The 17,701-nt window shown below is 36.5% G+C and carries 13 protein-coding genes and 1 pseudogene; all 14 read right to left on the bottom strand.

The window, feature by feature from the left end:
• A pseudogene (locus tag ACYQ35_RS10870) lies at positions 1–922 on the bottom strand (DUF3114 domain-containing protein); the annotation flags it as partial.
• 4 nt (positions 923–926) lie between these two features.
• Positions 927–1,124: a heavy-metal-associated domain-containing protein gene (locus ACYQ35_RS10875; RefSeq protein WP_009460483.1), complete on the bottom strand. Its 198-nt coding sequence runs from the start codon at positions 1,122–1,124 to the stop codon at positions 927–929.
• 14 nt (positions 1,125–1,138) lie between these two features.
• Complete coding sequence (locus tag ACYQ35_RS10880) at positions 1,139–1,435, bottom strand: metal-sensing transcriptional repressor (protein ID WP_459833446.1); 297 nt, start codon at positions 1,433–1,435, stop codon at positions 1,139–1,141.
• A 24-nt stretch (positions 1,436–1,459) separates the two neighbouring features.
• Complete coding sequence (locus ACYQ35_RS10885; protein ID WP_459833453.1) at positions 1,460–3,700, bottom strand: heavy metal translocating P-type ATPase; 2,241 nt, start codon at positions 3,698–3,700, stop codon at positions 1,460–1,462.
• 129 nt (positions 3,701–3,829) lie between these two features.
• Positions 3,830–5,392: a S1C family serine protease gene (locus tag ACYQ35_RS10890; RefSeq protein WP_009460480.1), complete on the bottom strand. Its 1,563-nt coding sequence runs from the start codon at positions 5,390–5,392 to the stop codon at positions 3,830–3,832.
• Positions 5,393–5,605: 213 nt separating this feature from the next.
• Positions 5,606–7,006, bottom strand: a complete 1,401-nt coding sequence (locus ACYQ35_RS10895) for a cohesin domain-containing protein (RefSeq protein WP_009460479.1) — start codon at positions 7,004–7,006, stop codon at positions 5,606–5,608.
• Between the two features lie 108 nt (positions 7,007–7,114).
• The gene (locus ACYQ35_RS10900; RefSeq protein WP_459833460.1) at positions 7,115–8,254 is read right to left on the bottom strand and encodes an LCP family protein; all 1,140 of its coding nucleotides are present in this window, start codon (positions 8,252–8,254) and stop codon (positions 7,115–7,117) included.
• Positions 8,255–8,346: 92 nt separating this feature from the next.
• Positions 8,347–9,555 (bottom strand): LCP family protein, encoded by a 1,209-nt coding sequence (locus ACYQ35_RS10905; protein WP_016361567.1) that lies wholly within the window; start codon positions 9,553–9,555, stop codon positions 8,347–8,349.
• Positions 9,556–10,045: 490 nt separating this feature from the next.
• Positions 10,046–10,990 carry an ornithine cyclodeaminase gene (locus tag ACYQ35_RS10910; protein ID WP_459833464.1) on the bottom strand — a complete coding sequence of 315 codons (945 nt, stop codon included), beginning with the start codon at positions 10,988–10,990 and terminating at the stop codon, positions 10,046–10,048.
• A 15-nt stretch (positions 10,991–11,005) separates the two neighbouring features.
• The gene (locus ACYQ35_RS10915) at positions 11,006–12,820 is read right to left on the bottom strand and encodes an aminotransferase class I/II-fold pyridoxal phosphate-dependent enzyme (RefSeq protein ID WP_459833469.1); all 1,815 of its coding nucleotides are present in this window, start codon (positions 12,818–12,820) and stop codon (positions 11,006–11,008) included.
• Between the two features lie 12 nt (positions 12,821–12,832).
• Positions 12,833–14,059 (bottom strand): DUF1015 domain-containing protein, encoded by a 1,227-nt coding sequence (locus ACYQ35_RS10920; RefSeq protein WP_459833473.1) that lies wholly within the window; start codon positions 14,057–14,059, stop codon positions 12,833–12,835.
• Between the two features lie 38 nt (positions 14,060–14,097).
• Entirely contained in the window at positions 14,098–15,456 is a 1,359-nt protein-coding gene (locus ACYQ35_RS10925) for a CDP-glycerol glycerophosphotransferase family protein (RefSeq protein WP_009460473.1), read from the bottom strand.
• Between the two features lie 19 nt (positions 15,457–15,475).
• On the bottom strand, positions 15,476–16,921 hold the full coding sequence (locus tag ACYQ35_RS10930) for a lipopolysaccharide biosynthesis protein (RefSeq protein ID WP_009460472.1): 1,446 nt from the start codon (positions 16,919–16,921) through the stop codon (positions 15,476–15,478).
• Positions 16,918–17,697 (bottom strand): DapH/DapD/GlmU-related protein, encoded by a 780-nt coding sequence (locus ACYQ35_RS10935; RefSeq protein WP_009460471.1) that lies wholly within the window; start codon positions 17,695–17,697, stop codon positions 16,918–16,920. The genes ACYQ35_RS10930 and ACYQ35_RS10935 overlap by 4 nt, the downstream gene beginning before the upstream one ends.
• Positions 17,698–17,701: the final 4 nt, after the last annotated feature.

The raw sequence follows: 17,701 nt of genomic DNA on the forward strand, positions 1-17,701 counted from the left end.
AATCTTGACATAGGACCACTTCCTCCGTCACATTTTGCGCCTCATATCCATTGGCGCCAAATAAATTGAACTTAGTATTGACCGCCTCCATATACGCCAAAACCGCTCTTTTATCCCAGCCGGCTTCTTTTTCCAGTTCCTCTCCCTGATAGAATAATGTCTGTATTAAATATCTGCTTTTTGCCCGCAAAATATTGGGAAGTTCCGTAACGTAGTCTTCTATCGTGACATCGTCTTCCGCCACAGTATGACTCATCTTTTCTTCCGTTTCCTTCATTTTGGCGTCAATCTCTTCTTCCGTGATGTACTTATACCGTTGTGTCATTTCTTTTTCCAAATATGCCAACTGTTCCTCCGATAAGATATTGGATTGAAAATGAAATTGAATCTGCGCCGGGCGGTATGCCTCATCGAACAAAATGTCAACTGATTCCATGTACGCCTCATCGCCATTTAGCACTTCGGCAAAAATGAGCAATTCTGAAAAATATTCCACTTCCTGTTCTTCATCTATGTGAACGTAAAAATTTTCTTCCTCAATCTTTTCTTTTGTAATGTTGAGCGCCAAAAACGGCTCAAAGAAAAAGTCTGCGTCCAACATAGAGGACAGAAGCCTGAAATTATCGTACTCTTCCCTGCCCCTGTATTTTCCATAATAAACTTCTGCTTTCTCGCCTTCCCTGAAAATAATCTGTTTCTGTTCTTCAAAAGGCTCTATCACTGTCTTTTTCTTGGGGATATCATAGAAAATCTGTTTTCCCGGATAACATCTTCCCAGGGAAACTTCCATATAGTCTTCGTCCCGCAAAATATCTTCATATACTTCAGGGACAGTTTCGGTTGCCCGAACTGCCCCTGTCTTTCCTATACAAAACATACACATGATGCAGATTGCTACCACAATACCTTTTTTAGCATTCATCTATTTACGCCTCGATTTCTCCATCAAATCCTAAATCATCTAAAATTTCCATTGCGGTTTTTACACAATGTTCGCAGCCGTCTATCTCTACTGTTTTGTCTGCAAGACTTACTTTGTAATCTAATCCTGCCTCATTCATTGCTTTTTCAATTCTTTCAACACATTTTTCACAATGCATTCCTTCTACATTAATTACTGTCATCTTTTTCCCTCCTGCTATTTCATTAATTTTTGAATAATCTCACACAATTCGTCAACCGCTTCCACTTTTCCGTCCTGAATATCGTCCACTACACAAGAATGAATGTGGGAAGCCAGCAGTTTTTTATTAAAGCTGTTCAACGCAGATTGTATCGCAGAAACCTGCGTCAAAATATCCACACAGTAGCGTTCTTCCTCCACCATTTTGCGAATTCCACGCACCTGTCCTTCAATTCTGCTTAATCTGTTGATCATATCCTTATATTCTTTGGATTCTCTGTGTTTTGTCCTTTCACAACACTTTTCTTCCATTGTGTCTTGTCCTCCCGTGAAATGCTATAGTTTTAATCTGCGAAGTCTTAACGCATTCCCCACAACCGATACGGAACTGAGAGACATGGCAAGCCCTGCAAAAATAGGATTTAACAACGTTCCATTAATCAGATAAAGCGCCCCTGCCGCAAGCGGAAGCCCGCATGCATTATAGAAAAATGCCCAGAACAGATTTTGTTTGATATTGCGGATAGTCTCTTTACTCAGACGTATTGCCTTATATACGTCCTGCAAATCAGATTTCATCAAAACAATGTCACTGGAATCCAGAGCAATGTCACTTCCGCTTCCAATTGCCATACCGACATCAGCTTGCACAAGAGCGGGAGCATCGTTAATCCCATCTCCTACCATCATGACACGTTTCCCCTGTTTTTGCAACTCTTCTACGACACTTACTTTATCTTGTGGGAGAACTTCTGAAACCACTTTATCCACTCCAACTTTTTTTCCTATATAATCCGCTGTCAGTCTGTTATCACCCGTAAGCATATATACTGTAATTCCAAGACCTTTCAACTGCTTAATTGCCTCTTTGCTTGTCTCTTTAATCGGATCTGCCACACTGATAATTCCCACAACTTTTTTGTTGGCAATAACAAACATCGGAGTCTGGCCTTTTCTCGCCATATTTTGCGCTTCCTGTTCATTCCCGCCCATGTCGATTTTCAGTTCTTCACAAAGTTTTTTATTTCCAATATAATATTCTGTTCCCTCCAAAACTGCCTGTATGCCCTGTCCGGTAATACTGTTAAAAGATTCCGTACCGTCTAATTTCAGACCTCTTTCTTTTGCTTCCTCTACAATTGCCTGTCCAAGAGGGTGTTCGGAATTTTGTTCGCAGGAAGCAGCAATCCGTAAAAGTTTTTCCTCTTCCATATCATGACTTATAATTCCCATCACTTTCGGCTTACCTTCCGTGATTGTTCCTGTCTTATCCAAAACTACCGTATCAACTTTATGAGTTGTCTCCAAAGCCTCTCCGCTCTTAATCAAAATACCGTGATTTGCTCCAAGACCTGTTCCCACCATAATTGCCGTAGGTGTGGCAAGCCCCAAAGCACACGGGCATGCAATAACTAATACAGAGACAAAAATCGTCAGTACAAATGCCAAATCATGGCCCAAAATTGCCCAGATAATCGCTGAAACAACCGCTATCACCATTACGGTCGGCACAAAATATCCCGCGACAATATCCGCCAGTTTGGAAATAGGCGCTTTCTTTCCCTGTGCCTCCTCCATTAATTTCACGATTTTCGCCAGTGTCGTTTCCTCTCCCACACGGGTTACCTCAACTTGAATTGCCCCCTGATAGTTTATGCTTCCACCGATGACCGTCATTCCTTTTTCTTTTTCCACAGGAATACTTTCTCCCGTCAGCATAGATTCATCTACGCTTGTATTTCCTTCCACAATCACACCGTCAAGAGCAATTTTATTCCCCGGTTTGACTAAAATACGCTCTCCCACTTTAATCTCTTCCACCGGAACTTCAATCTGCTTACCATCTCTAAGCACAATCGCTTTATCCGGCGCTAATTCCATCAGTTTCCGTATGGCCTCCGAAGTTTTTCCCTTGCTTCTTCCCTCCATATATTTTCCGAGCATGACAAGTGTGACAACGATTGCCGCTGACTCATAGTACAGATTATGCACTCCGGAAACATCGTACGGAATACGGATTGTCATCACCAGACTATATAAAAAAGCGCTTCCTGTTCCAATCGCAACAAGAGAGTCCATATTCGGATTGCCCTTGAATAAACTTTTAAATCCTACTAGATAAAATTTTCTTCCGTTGTAAAGAATAATCACCGTCAAAATACATTGTGCCAACGCAAAATGCAATGGATTTTCTGCCATATCAAGCCATCTTGGAAGGGGCAGCGTTATCGGAAGCATATGCCCCATCGAAATGTAAAGCAGAGGGATTGCTAAAATTAAATTCGTAATCAGATGACGTTTCGTTCGTTTTATACTCTCTCTCAATTCATCTTTTTCATGCTGTTTTTCTTCTTTGCTTTTCTCCACATCTAGAGTTGCACCAAAGCCGGCTTTTTCCACTTTCGTAATAATATTTTCCCGTGTCAGCACAGTGTCATCGTAAGTGATTGTCATTTTCCCGGTTGTCAGATTGACATTGCTCTCTGAAACTCCCTCCAACTTTCTTGTCACTCTTTCCACCGCACTGCTGCATGCAGCACAACTCATTCCGCTAATTGTATATTTTTCTGTTTTCATATTTTCACTTCCTCTCTTATACCCTACTAGGGTATATTTGAATATTATCACTTTATAAAATTGATGTCAAGAAAAAACAATAAAAAAGAGCAAATCATACTTTTCGTACAATTTGCTCTTTTGCTGTCATTATTGTTTTTTCCCTAATGTAATTTCAACTGTTTCTTCTTTGTAATTTCCTTTATCTGCAGGTACCTGTAATGTTACCTTTACCTTCTCTCCTACTTTATAATATTGAAGTTGTTCCTGTAAGGCCTGCATTGTGTCAACGCCTACGCCTTCAAATCCTGTAATAATACTTCCCTGAATAACGCCTGCTTCATCTGCTCCTCCGCCTTTGACAACTTCTGAAACATAGACACCTTTTGTCATGTTATACATCTTGGCACTTTCTTCTGTCACATCAAATCCCGCAATTCCCAAATATCCTCTCTGTGCATCTGATACTTTTGTTCTTGTCTCTTTATTCATTAAGTTTTCAAGTAAATCTTTGATGTCAGAAAGCGGAATGGCATATCCGATTCCCTCTACTGCCTCAGCATTGATTTTTACCGTATTTATTCCGATTACTTCACCGTTGGCATTTAATAATGCTCCACCGCTGTTACCCGGATTGATTGCAGCATCTGTCTGAATTAATTTTCCTTTAAATCCATCTAATTCTCTGTCTGTTGCGCTGATGATTCCCGTTGTGACGGACTGACCGTACCCTAAAGCATTTCCAATGGCGATTGCAGGTTCTCCTACGTTTAATTTAGATGAATCTCCCACAGTTGCAATGGAAATTTCCTCCAATGTTTCACTTTTAATTTTGCTTAATGGAACTGCAACTATCGCTACGTCTCTGCTGGCATCTGTTCCTTTTACAACCCCTTCCACACTTTCGTTATCAATAAATGAAACCGTGAGGCTTGTACTATTTTCGATAACGTGATTATTTGTCACAATCAGTAATTCCGTGTCATTTTTGCCGATGATAATTCCAGAACCGCTGCTCTGGCTCTCCTGCATCTGTGTTCCGCCAAAGAAACTCTGTACTTCCTGTACGCTCATATTTGTAATAGATACAACAGAAGGCATCGCCTCTTTTACAATCTCCGTAACATCTGATGTAACTGTTTTTGTCGAATTACTTACCTTTGTTGTATTGACTTTTGCCGTTTCTTTTGAAGAAGAAGTGCTTCTTCCCAGCAATCTGTCTGTAACATAATTGCTTACCTGATAAGTTCCGCTTGCCACAACACCGAACAGAACTGCAAGTCCTACACAGGCAACTGCTTTTACCCAGCCTTTGCTACCTTTCTTTTTCTTAGGTCTCTGCGGTGTTGGCGGTACATTATTCTTTGGTGGAATGTTTGAGCCCATCTGGTAAGACTCGCCAATATGTGATTCTTCCGTAAAATGTCCGTTCTCCGTCTTGTTGTCTTCAGTCTGAGCATTCTCCATCGGCTCTTCCGTAAGTATATTCTCTGCCGGCTGTGTAAATTCCTCCATAGTCTCTTCTGCCAACTGCATCTGTTCCTCTGTAATCTCTTCTACCGGTTGTACCTGCTCCTCTGTAACCTCTTCTGTCGACTGTACCTGTTCCTCTACAGCCTCTTCTTCCGGCTGACGTAAAACAAAATTTACTTCGCTATTCATATTTTCCTGATTTTCTTCATTTCCCTGTCCTGATTTATATTCATTATCCATACCCTTCAGACTCCTTTCGTTTCTTGTTTATGAACCTTATTTTAAAGATTAATTGTGTTTAAATTGTGTTTATTCGTTAAAAACTTTTTGAACTATGCCAATTTTTTCCATGTACATTCTCACACGGACTGCGTTCTCCCACACATAGAATTCTGTGGGAGTTTCCTGTATATGAAAAAAGGCGAAGCACTCATCGGTGCTTCACCTTTTTCATTAATTCAAATCAATAAAATTCATATCGAAATCATCGTCGTCATCATCGAAGTCAAAATCTTCAAAGTCTTCGTCATCAAAATCTTCATCGTCAAAATCTTCTGAATCGAAATCATCTACAAAATCTTCATCTTCAAAGTCTTCAATAAATTCTTCTTTCTGCTCTTCAATCAGACTTTCTTCAATCGCTTTCTCTTCTTTAAGAGAAACTAATTTATCATCACTTTCTTCATCGTCTAAATCTTCCACGTCGATATCGTATTCCTCATACAAATCATCTAATTCTAAATTGCGATGACGAAGTTTAACTGCCAGCACAATAATAATGATAACAAGTAAAAGAATTCCCAGTCCTACGCATAAAATCACCATAGAAAGATGTTCTGTAATGAAATTATTTAATTTGCTTACTTTTGTTGCAGCCTTATCTGTACCGTCTGTTCCGTCTGAAACATATCTCTGATAAGATTCCTGCTCTGTATCATACTGATAGAACCCTTTTGTTCCCTTGCTGTCCATGGCATATACAAGGTAGAAACCTTCATTCTTCTTATCCTGCCAAGCCGGAAATTCATGTTCATTTACAGTTAATTTTACTTTCTGATATCCTGAAGGAACTTTTACTCCCTCATTGTTTTCCAATAATACAATTGATGTGGACGGAGATACAGTTACCTGCACATAAGGAGAAAATGTTGCATCTTCTTCGTTATATAAGAAGAAATCTCCTTTGTTCTCTGCATCAACTAAATATCCCAATACAATGCTTCCATTTTCCTGACGGACAAATTTGCGCTCTCCACCATTATAAGACAATTTTGTCTCCACAAACCCTACCGGAATGCTTGAAGAATTAAAGTCCTCTGAAAACTGATAAGATTTTCCACTGACAGTAATTCCACTTTGGGAAGCGTCTCCACCATTTTCCGTTGAAGTCTGCTCTGTCGTCTCTGTCTGAGGAGTTGTCCCCTCCGCAATCTGAATTGTGGAAGTTCCGTTCACACATTCAACAGTCTCTCCGCCTGTCACTACTCCCGTAGAATTTACTACTTCAATCTTTGTTGTTCCTGCTTTCAATGCCTGAAACTTCATTGTAAAACGGATCTTGTTTGTTCCGTCACCTTTTCCCGAAAATTTCAACACACCGTCAGATTCTTTTGTGACACCATTTCCCTCTTTAAAGGACAATAATGATGCGTCATACTTTAATGTAATGTCAAAACTCTCCAAAGAACCTGTTCCTGCTCTTAACGCACAGGCTACTTCAACAGTTTCACCCGTCTTTGTCTGTAAGTCAGTAAAAGATACTCGTCCTGACGCCGCATAACTCATCACTGAGTACATCGGAATTGTCAGACATAGTGCCAGCAATACTGCCGCTATTCGTTTCATTATCTTCATGTACTTTTCCTCCATTAATATACTTATCCTTTTATTGTATAGTATTGTCAAAGTATATACTTTAACAAGCATCATATCTTTTATAATACACTTTTTTCAAGAAAATGTCTACTTCTTTTCTTCCCCTGCCGTGCTGTGACTGCTTTTTGAAATATCAGCAGACGGATCATTCAGTTTATCTCTTGTAATTCCTGTAAGCGTTTCAATCTTTTCTGCAATAGATTTAACTGTGTCTGAGACTTCTTTCACTTCCTCTTTCGGATATAAAAACTGATGTAATTCCTGCACATTTTCAACCAGTCCGACAGGCACAATAACACTTCCCACTTTATCCACTCTCCCGTTCATCGACTCCATAGGAAATCCTGTTGTCTCGGTTAATTTATAATCCAGCGCACCAGATGCAAGTCCTATCATATCTGCCAGCGAAAAACTGGTTGAAATCTGTGGAAATACTTTGTTGATTATTTTATTAATCGTTTTTAAATCCATTGTTTTCGCCTTTTCAACCACTTTGGCAATAACTTTCTGCTGACGTTCCGCTCTCTTGTAATCCCCGCCTGCGTTCTTGCGGATTCTCGCATAAGTAACTGCCTGCACGCCGTCCAGTTTCAATGTACCTCCGTTTGTCAAATGTGTTGCTTTTTTCCCTGTGACAGTTCCCGTCTCATCAATATAATTATTAATTTCCTTTGCTTCCTGATCGGTCACTTCCAGTTCTATCCCGCCCAGCAAATCAACTACGTCTGCCAGCGCTTTAAAATCTACAGTCACATAGTCCTGAATATCTAAGTCAAAGTTTTTATTCAGCATATTAATGGCATCTTTCGGACCACCTGCAAAATAAGCATAGTTTGCCTTCTGTATTTTCCCACTCACCTGCTGCGTAAGTGTATCTCTGTAAACAGATGCCAGACGTACTTCTTTCGTATCATGATGAATGGACGCCAAAATAATTGTGTCCGCATGTGCCCCTTTTTCCAACTGTCCGTTTCTGGAGTCTCCGCCAAACAGGGCTATCGTCATATAGCCCTCCTGTTTTACTCCTTCGTTTGACTGAATATCCCCTTTGCTAAATGTCACTGTCTGGAATTTATCATACTTGGCCATGACATATGCCGCTCCGCACAATGCTAGCAGAATAAGGATTTCTGCGATTAACACAACCGCTCTTTTTATTCTGCGTCGCTTACGTTTCTTTTGTTTTGCCAGCCTCTTTTCTTCCCGCAGTTTTTTGTTTTCTGACATAAATTAACTCCCCTTTATTAAATTACAATACATTTATTATGCTGCCCTGATAGCATAAAAAGATTGTGTTAAACACAATCTTTTTATCTCATTTAATTTATCTGAACATCTGGCTGAGTTTCCGCCGGTTCTTCCGTTTTTCCAACACTTTCGGTTACTTTTTTATCACTTGGACTTTCCCACTGTGTCTCCGGATCCGCCACTCTTTTACCGACCTTTTTCTGCAATTTACTGCTAATCGACTGTACTTTAGATGAAGGCTGGTAATCCTCTTCCCCGTATAAAAATTCATGTAACTGAACCACATTACTTTCTAACGTTACCGGAATAACAACACTTCCCAATCCCGGAAGCGTATCCGTTGTTTTCTCTATCGGAAATCCGATATTATCGCCCAGCGTATACTTATTGAAAGACTTTGCGTAATTTAAAATTTCCGTAGCGGAAAGGCTTGTCTTAATCTTTGGTAACACTACATCAATAATCTTATTGATTGTTGCCAAATCTGCCTTTAGTGCTTTCTCTACCATCTTTTCAATTACATATCTCTGACGTTCTGCTCTTTTAAAATCTCCGCCTTTTGTGGAACGGATTCTGGCATATGTCGTCGCCTGCACACCGTCCAGCGTCTGCATTCCCGCTTTTGTTACCGGATTTGCTTTCTTTCCCGCAACCTGCGCAGTCTCACCTAAAAATTTATTCAAATATGGTAATTCAACTTCACTGACTTCGATTTCCACTCCACCGAGTAAATCAATTACATCTGAGATAGCCGCAAAATCAACTGTCACATAATCCTCAATTTCAAGGTCTAAGTTTGTGTTCAGCATATCAATCGCCTGCTTTGCTCCGCCGTGACTGTATGCACCGTTACATTTATTAAGTGTTCCCTCTCCTATATCCAAAAGGGAATCTCGATATACCGACACCATCTTCACTTCTCGTGTTTTGTTATTTAAACTTGCCACGATAATGCAGTCTGTTCTTGTTCCTTCGTCAGCGCCCGCCGCTCTGGAATCACTTCCGAAAAGTGCAAAATTCGTAAATCCCTCTCCTACACCTTCCTCTAAATCATTTACTGCAATATTTTTCTTAGGAATATCTTCTGTATTTAACTTGTTCAATTTTGCTGATACATATATAACACCTGATGCAATAAGACAAATCAGAACTCCTAACAGACAAACTGCAACTTTTTTCCCTATGCTTAATCTGAGAAACCAGTTTCCACGTTTTCGTCTGCGCCGTCTACTTCGTGCGGTCCTTGTTCTCCTCGGATTTCCCGCTTCTTTCTTCGCCATATATTTACCTCTTTTTTCTTATGTTTACATATACGTCAAACATTATACACTATATTAAGAGGGATTACAATATAAAGTGGTGGAAAAAGAGGATAAAAAGAAGAATTAGTTCATTGCCTTTCTTTATCCAAAATGTAATTCTTTTTAGATAAAAATGAGCATTATTCTAAATATGGTACTGCAAATGCACAGATATTTGTGGTTGAAGGAATAGTATTGAAATGAACCTGAAACGGAAATTTACAAAACACAAAAAACGTCTAATAATACAATCATTGAAATTGACAACTGTTCTCCTCTTGAAATCTTATGCGGATTGCTGAGGAGGACATATTGCGTTTGTCTTTAGAAAAACACTGAATTCTATAGAATATTTTTAATTTGTTAATCAGGGGCTAAAATCGGTATTAACCGTCAGCCCCTTCTTTGTCAAGATAAAATTGACCAGTTTTAATAAAGAATCTTTCTTCACAAAATAAACTTCTTATAATTATTCTACCCAAAATTTTTTCGTTGGTGCATTTAGAGAAATTTCTTCACACTCTTTCATCTTTTCATATATTTTTCCAGCAAAATACATATCATGTAAAGCAATTCCGATATTATATACTAAAATTCTTTCTTTTTTATCTTCACGTCCACATACATTTTTTAATACAACATCTGAAATTTCAGCAAAGGATTTAAATTGATTAAAATTCTTAAATCCTTTTACATGATTTGTATCATCTGCAAAAACTTTATCAAAAAACAAATCACAGTTTGTAAATCCCCTCGTATGAATAGGAACTAGTAATACACCTTCATCAAAGCAATCATCTGAACAAACATCTTCTTCAAATACTGTTGCTGCTGAAACAACAACCTCGCTTCCCTTTATTACCTCTTCCATTGTATCATAATACAAAAAAGTAACATTCGGATATTTAGCAAATACTTGTTGAAATAATTCATGTTGATTTTTATATTTCTTCAATTTAATTTTAAAATGCTTTTCCGGAAAAATAGATAAAAGCACTTTCAATGTTGCACGTGCGGTATTTCCTAAGCCAATAAATCCAATAACAGAAAACTCTGGATTGGCTAACAATTTTATAGAATGCGCTGCAACCGCTCCCGTTCGCATTGTAGTTATCCAGTTTCCATCTATCAAAGCAACATTTTCACCCGTTTTTAAATCATATAGTAAAATTTCACTATCAAGGCTTGGATTTCTTTTAGGATATCTTGTTACAAGTTTTACCCCTCCGTAATTGATAGAAGGAAGAATCACTGGCATTGTATTATAAAAAACGCCTTCTATTTCCGGTTTTAAACTAATCTTAGCCGGAAGCAATGCTTTTTTCTTTTCTTCTATTGCACTAGAAACCCATTCAAAACATTCAAATGGAGAAATATTCAATTTAAGAATATCCTCAAATGTAATAATTTTCATGTAATTTCCTTTCCACTATATCAATACTGACTTAATCGCCTCTACTAATTTCACATTTTCTTCAGGGCGTTTTACTGCTACCCTAATATATGATTTCCCTGAAAATCCATTTTTAGACGACAAATCCTTAATTAAAATATTATATTCATTCAATAATACTTCTGTAAGTTCTCTACTTGTCATCTTGCCTGTAAGTTCGCACATTAAATAATTTGCCTGTGACGGAATTACTCTCAAATATTCAATTCCATTTAACATCTCTACATATTCTTTACGAACTTCTTTGAATTTTGCCAATGCTTCTTCATAGTTAGATTTATATTTTTCAAAAATTTGCATATAAAATTCTGCAAATGAGTTAATGTTCCAAATAGCAACATTTTTTTTCATATCTGAAATTAACTGTAAATCATTTGATGCTAAAATTCCCAATCGTAATCCCGGCACCCCAAAAGATTTAGAGATACTTTTCACTACAATTAAATTATTGTATGCTTTTATGATTTCTTCTTCTAACAATGTAGAACTACCTTCTGTTTCAGCAAAATCCACGAAAGACTCATCTACAACAAATTTAATATTTTTCTTTTCCGCCCACTCAGCAACTCTTAGTACATCATTTTTCTCAATATAATTTCCTGAAGGATTATCCGGATTAATTAATACCAAAAACTGAATGTCTTTATCTTCATAGAAACTCATCAAATCATCTGCTGAATATCTGAAGTCCTTACTTTCAATCCAGTATGGAACAATATCTTCTTCCTTTTTACGATGTGGATACTCTTCAAATGTAGGATAAATCATACCTACTTTCCCTTCATGATTCTCCATCAATGACTTAATCAATTCTGCAGCACCATTTCCAACGCAAACCTGTTCTTTATGTAAACCATAATATTTTGCACCTAAAAGACTATTGATTTCCATTCCCGAAGGATATTCACACAATAATCTTTCAAAGTTTGCTTTGATTTCATCTACAAGTTTTTGATTCGGATAAAACGGATTTACAAGATAACAGAAATCAATTAACTGTGGATATCTCCAATACCCACCAAAACGTCTGTTAAATTTATTGAGTTTTTCTTCTTTTGACGCAAAGATAGATTCCGCTATATTCAAGTCCTGCACATCATCAATTTCATACCATGATTCGTGACCTAAACGTTCTGCCTTAATTTCCGGTTTGTCCAATAAAGTAATTACCTTTAAAACCTGTTCATAATACTCATTATTTCCCAACGCCTTGCTATACGCTTCCAAAAATGGAACATAATGGCTATTTGAAAACTCTTTACTGAATTTATAAATATTTACTGTTTTATAATAGTTTGGAATGTCTTCAAAAACAAAGTCTTTCTTTCCTAAGAAGTTTTTAATATTGTCTTCTTCATCTAAAGTAACTACTGTTCCGTCCATCCAACTCTCAAATTTTGCTACTAATGCAAGACTTGGGTATGGGTTATCAAGTAATCTCTGCAATACAGAATCTTCAAAAATCAAATCTGACTCTAATAATAATGTATCATCTTGAACCAAGTAGTCTTTAGCCATATACAAGGAGTAAATATTATTTGTTTTATAATAAATATCATTGTCTACATACTCAATAGGGGTAGATATGTTAAGGCTTCTAATGTATTCCATTAATTTTTTCCCTTCATATCCTACTACTATAACAATTCTGTTTAATTTTAATGCATCTAATTGGGATAACATTCTTTCAATCATTGTTACTCCATTTACTTCAACCATGCACTTTGTTGCATTGCTTGTCAGTTCTTTCAAACGTTTTCCCATTCCTGCTGCTAAAATAATCGCCTGCATGTCCAATCCTCCTTAAATCTGGTGAATAAATAATCCGCTTCTTAATTTTGGCTCAAACCAAGTAGATTTTGGCGGCATAAGAAGTCCTGCATCAGATACTGCAAATAACTCCCTCATTGATGTAGGGTACATTGAAAATGCCACCCCTTCTTTTGTCTGTTCTTCCAATGCTTTTAACCCTCTGATTCCTCCGATAAATTTTATTCTTTTATCCGTTTTCGGGTCTTCAATAGCCAATAATGGTTCCAGAACCTTATTTTGTAAAATAGACACATCTAAAGATTCTACAGGGTTTTCTGACACTTTCCCTTTAAAAGTAAGAGAATACCACTGTTTTCCTAAAAACATTCCCATTTCCCCTTTTGCTTTAGGTGAATATGGTGTTTCTCCTTTCGGGCAGATAACAAAATCTTTCTCCAACTCTTCTAAAAAGGTTTCTTTTGTGTATCCATTTAAATCTTTTACTACTCGGTTATAATCCATAACCATAAGTTCCTCGTCTGGAAAAAGTACTGATAAGAAATAGTTAAACTCTTCTCTGCCTGTATAATTTGGATTTTCATTTCTTCTTTTTAATCCAACTTTTACTGCCGATGCCGCTCTGTGATGACCATCTGCTATGTAAATATGTGGTATTGCAGCAAATAATTCCGCAATCTTTTCCACTTCTTCAACTGCATCTATTCTCCAGACACGATGAGACACACCGTCTTCCGCAACGAAATCATATAATGCCTTTTCCTGTTTCTTATCTGTTACAATATGATTTATCTTCTCATTTGCACGATAAGTAAGAAAAATCGGTCCTGTCTGTGCATTACAGATATCTACATGATGAATACGATCCAATTCTTTATCTTCTCTTGTATTCTCATGTTTCATAATAACATTATTCAAATAATCATCAACAGAAGCACAACCTACAATTCCTGTCTGTGACCTCCCATTCATAATTAGTTCATATACATAAAAGCATGGTTTCTCATCTTTTACAAATTCTCCATCATCTATCATTTCTGCCAATGTATCGTGTGCTTTTTGATATACTTCTTCACTATACATATCAAAATCATCATCGAACTGTGTTTCCGCCCTGTCTATTTTCAAAAATGATTTTGGATTTTTTTCTACTACCTGCTTAGCTTCTTCCCTATTATATACATCATATGGAAGTGCTGCAATCTCTCTTGCCAAAGATTCATTTGGACGAACGCTACAAAAAGGTTTAATATTTGCCATAACAAAATCTCCTTATTTTTATATTCACTATACTCTGACTAGTATATCATTTTTTTGTTTGTTGTACAAGAAAGTTGATAATCCTTCACTATCGCATCAACTATTTTTTCTGATGTCTTGTCCATATTTGCAAACCATCGTTTAATCACTTGACTTCTTTGTTCCTGCAAATAGTCATTTCCTGATTTTAATTGCTCTAATGCGTCTGCTATTTCTTGCCATGTATTTCCCTTATACAATGTTCCTACAACTTCTTTATGTAAAGAATCCAATGCCATATTTGTTCCGCAAAAAATAATTGGTTTACCTGTCACAAAGAATTCCATCATCATAGAAGAAATATCCGTAATAAGAACATCTGCTCCCCAAAATGTATCAACATAGCCTCTGTGACTATCAATAACCATATTGGACGTTTCTGCATATTCTTTTTTTAATTTTTCCACTTGTTCTACAGACATTAATTTTTCTTTTACATAGTTATCAAATGCCATTGGGTGTGGCCGAAAAGAAAAATAAATGTTTTTATCATCTCGGACTAGTTCTGTAAACTTATCTTTATAATGAAAGAAATGGCTTCCCCCTAATTTTTCATCAACAGTCCATCTTGGAGTCCATAATACCTTTAACTGCCCTTGTTGACTTCCCCAATTTTTCCATACTTCATTATCTTCGCCTTTAACAGCAGTTTTCAAAACACTTTCCAATATAGGCACTCCTAAATATTTTACCTGTCTCAATCCCAGTTTTGATGTAATAGAAAATTTATGCCTTACTAAATGTTCCATTTCCAAATTACTAACAAAATGATAATAAATATTTCGTGCAAATCCTCTTTCATATTCTAAATTCATCGCACTTGATATAGACGCAAAAATTGCATATGGTATGTAACAGGTTTTTGCATATTCCAAAACATTTTTACTTCGATAGACTTCCGGAAGATATGTCTCATACGGTCTCTGATAAAATACATAGTCCGGCTGTAATTCTTTCAGAGAAACCCAGTTTCCGTTTTTTTCGGATTGAACAATTTCCGTTAACCCTTCTTTCACCGCATAGTCATAAGCAATGTCTTCTTTGTGACCGCCTGTTTTTATGTCATATTCCGGAATAGTAAAGATAATTGTTTCTATGTTATCTCTTTTCTTCATTTCCTCATACACAATCTGTTGTTTTCCCCATACTTCCGGCATTTGTAATAAAAATACTATCCTGATTTTTTTATCTAGATTATTCTGTTTCTTTTTCAACTTTTTTAGTTTCTGAAAAGTTTTGAAATCTTCTTTCGTGATACGTTGTTTTAACGCACATACCATTTTTTTACTTATATTATTGTATGGTATCGTGCTATCCAAATATATCTCGTTTATTTTTGCTTTAAACCTGTTTAACATGCCCATAAACCTTCTCTTCTTATCCTTTACGAACTTCTTTTATTTTCTCGATTATAAGTTTGCGTTTCAAGAATAATACAAACAAAATAGCAGCAATAATTACATATCTTACAATAACAAATGGATATAAAACCGTCAGTACAACCATAGTTATTAAAAATCCAATGCTTAATATACTTAAAAATTTTGTATCGTATAATTTCCAATTTTCTTCCCCAAACTCTTTTTTACATATCTTTTTCATGCACGAATAGTTTGTCAGGCAGAAAATAATATATGCAATTAAGGTTGTATATCCCGCTGCAATGTAACCAAACATCTGAATAAAAATGAAGTTTAATACTACATTGACAAGTGCGCTGATAATTGAACCTTTTATTAGCAGTGTATTTTCTCCGAAATAAAATTCAATATTAATTGATAATTGTGACATAAATAAAAAGAACAGACTGGCTGCAATTGGTGGCACAACCCAAATTGCCTCATAGTATTCAGGTCCTGCGATAAATCTCATTAATTCCGGCGTTATCAGAATCAATAAACTTAACATAACCGCAACTAATATAGAAATTCCATTTGCAATATTTTTAATATTTTTCTGCTTTTTATCTCGTATACTTTTATATGTCCACGGAACAAATGAACCATTAATCGCATTGATAACAAAGTTCAATACTAACCCCATGGAATATGCCACTCCATAAATTCCCGCCTTATCTCTACCACTTAAATAATCAATCATCAATCTGTCTGACTGATTAAATACCATCTGTGATAAATAATATGGAATAAGCGGTAAATTAAATTTTAAGGCAAAAATCCAGTATTCTTTTACATATAATGATTTTCCTTTTTTCCAATTATAAAAATATAATATTAAGCCGACAATAATATTCGCCATGGCACACCCGATAATACGTGCCACACCTCTGTTTTCAGCAGGAATAACTAATAAAATTCCTATAACTGGACTTAATACTGCAATCAACAGAGTTAAAGATACAAGCCCTTTGTATTTAATATCAAATCTCTGTTTTCCTGACCAAAATCCTAAGGCCGGTGAGGTAAATAATTCAGCAAACATTGTCAGCATGAGCACAAACGGAAGTCCTAATAAAGAATCCCAACTTTTATGTGCTATAAAATAAATCGCAAAAATGCCTACTGTAAAAGCAGTGCTTAACCCCTGTAAAGAAGAGATGAACCTATCCCTATCCTCTTCAAACTTAATCATCGCAGTATTAAAAACACCATACTGCAAATTTAAGGTTGCAAAAATAATAATCAGGCTCATCCACGACTGGTATACATTTGTCATACCGTATTCTTCAGTTGTTAATAATCTTGTAAAAATAGGAATTGTGAAAAAAGAAATTCCTTTTTGAATAATATTACAGACGACAAACCACGCTGACGCCTTTGCTTCATTCGATAAATTTTTATATAAATTTATAAAACGTTTCATGAATTACTCCATTCTTCAAATGTTTCTTTTTCCCATGGCATTCCTCTGTCAAAATGTAAAGGCCACGGATATGCTTCCTCTCCCGTAATATGATTTTTCACTTCACTTATTGGTTTTCCTTTTTTTGCAGGAATTCCTTTATAAGTAAAGCCCTCTTCGGAATCACCACCCATAACTGCACCTGCACAAACTAACACGTTTTGTCTAATGTGTGTCCCCGGAAGAATAGTTGTGTTGGAACAGATTGTTGAAAAACTCTCCACAATTGAACCTTTAATTTCATTTGATGGTGGAGTAAAATCATTGGCAAACAGTACTCTTGGACAAATCCAAACATAGTCATGAATTTTATTATCCGCACTGATAAATACATCACTGTGAATGTTAACATAATTGCCGATTTCTACACCATCTTGAATATCTGAATTTGTCCCTATCCTTACGCAGTCTCCTATGGTTGTATTCTCTCTTATTGTAACACGGTGACCCGTCTGAAATTCTTTACCAACTTTTACATCACCATAAATAATCGCTCCACTGCGAATCAGACTTCCTTCGCCAATAACCAGTTTAGGCTGTTTGTAATTTTCTCTGTCTCTATAATATCCTGCAAGATGTTCTCCGAGAATGCTATTAGCACCAATAAATGTATTAGCACCAATCTCTACATTATCATGGATAATCGTTCCACGTTCGATATATACGTTATCACCCAAAATAACATCATTCCCTACAAAAACGCCTTCTTCCAAAATAACATTTTTTCCTCTTTTCATATAT

Source organism: Faecalimonas hominis, assembly GCF_054660755.1.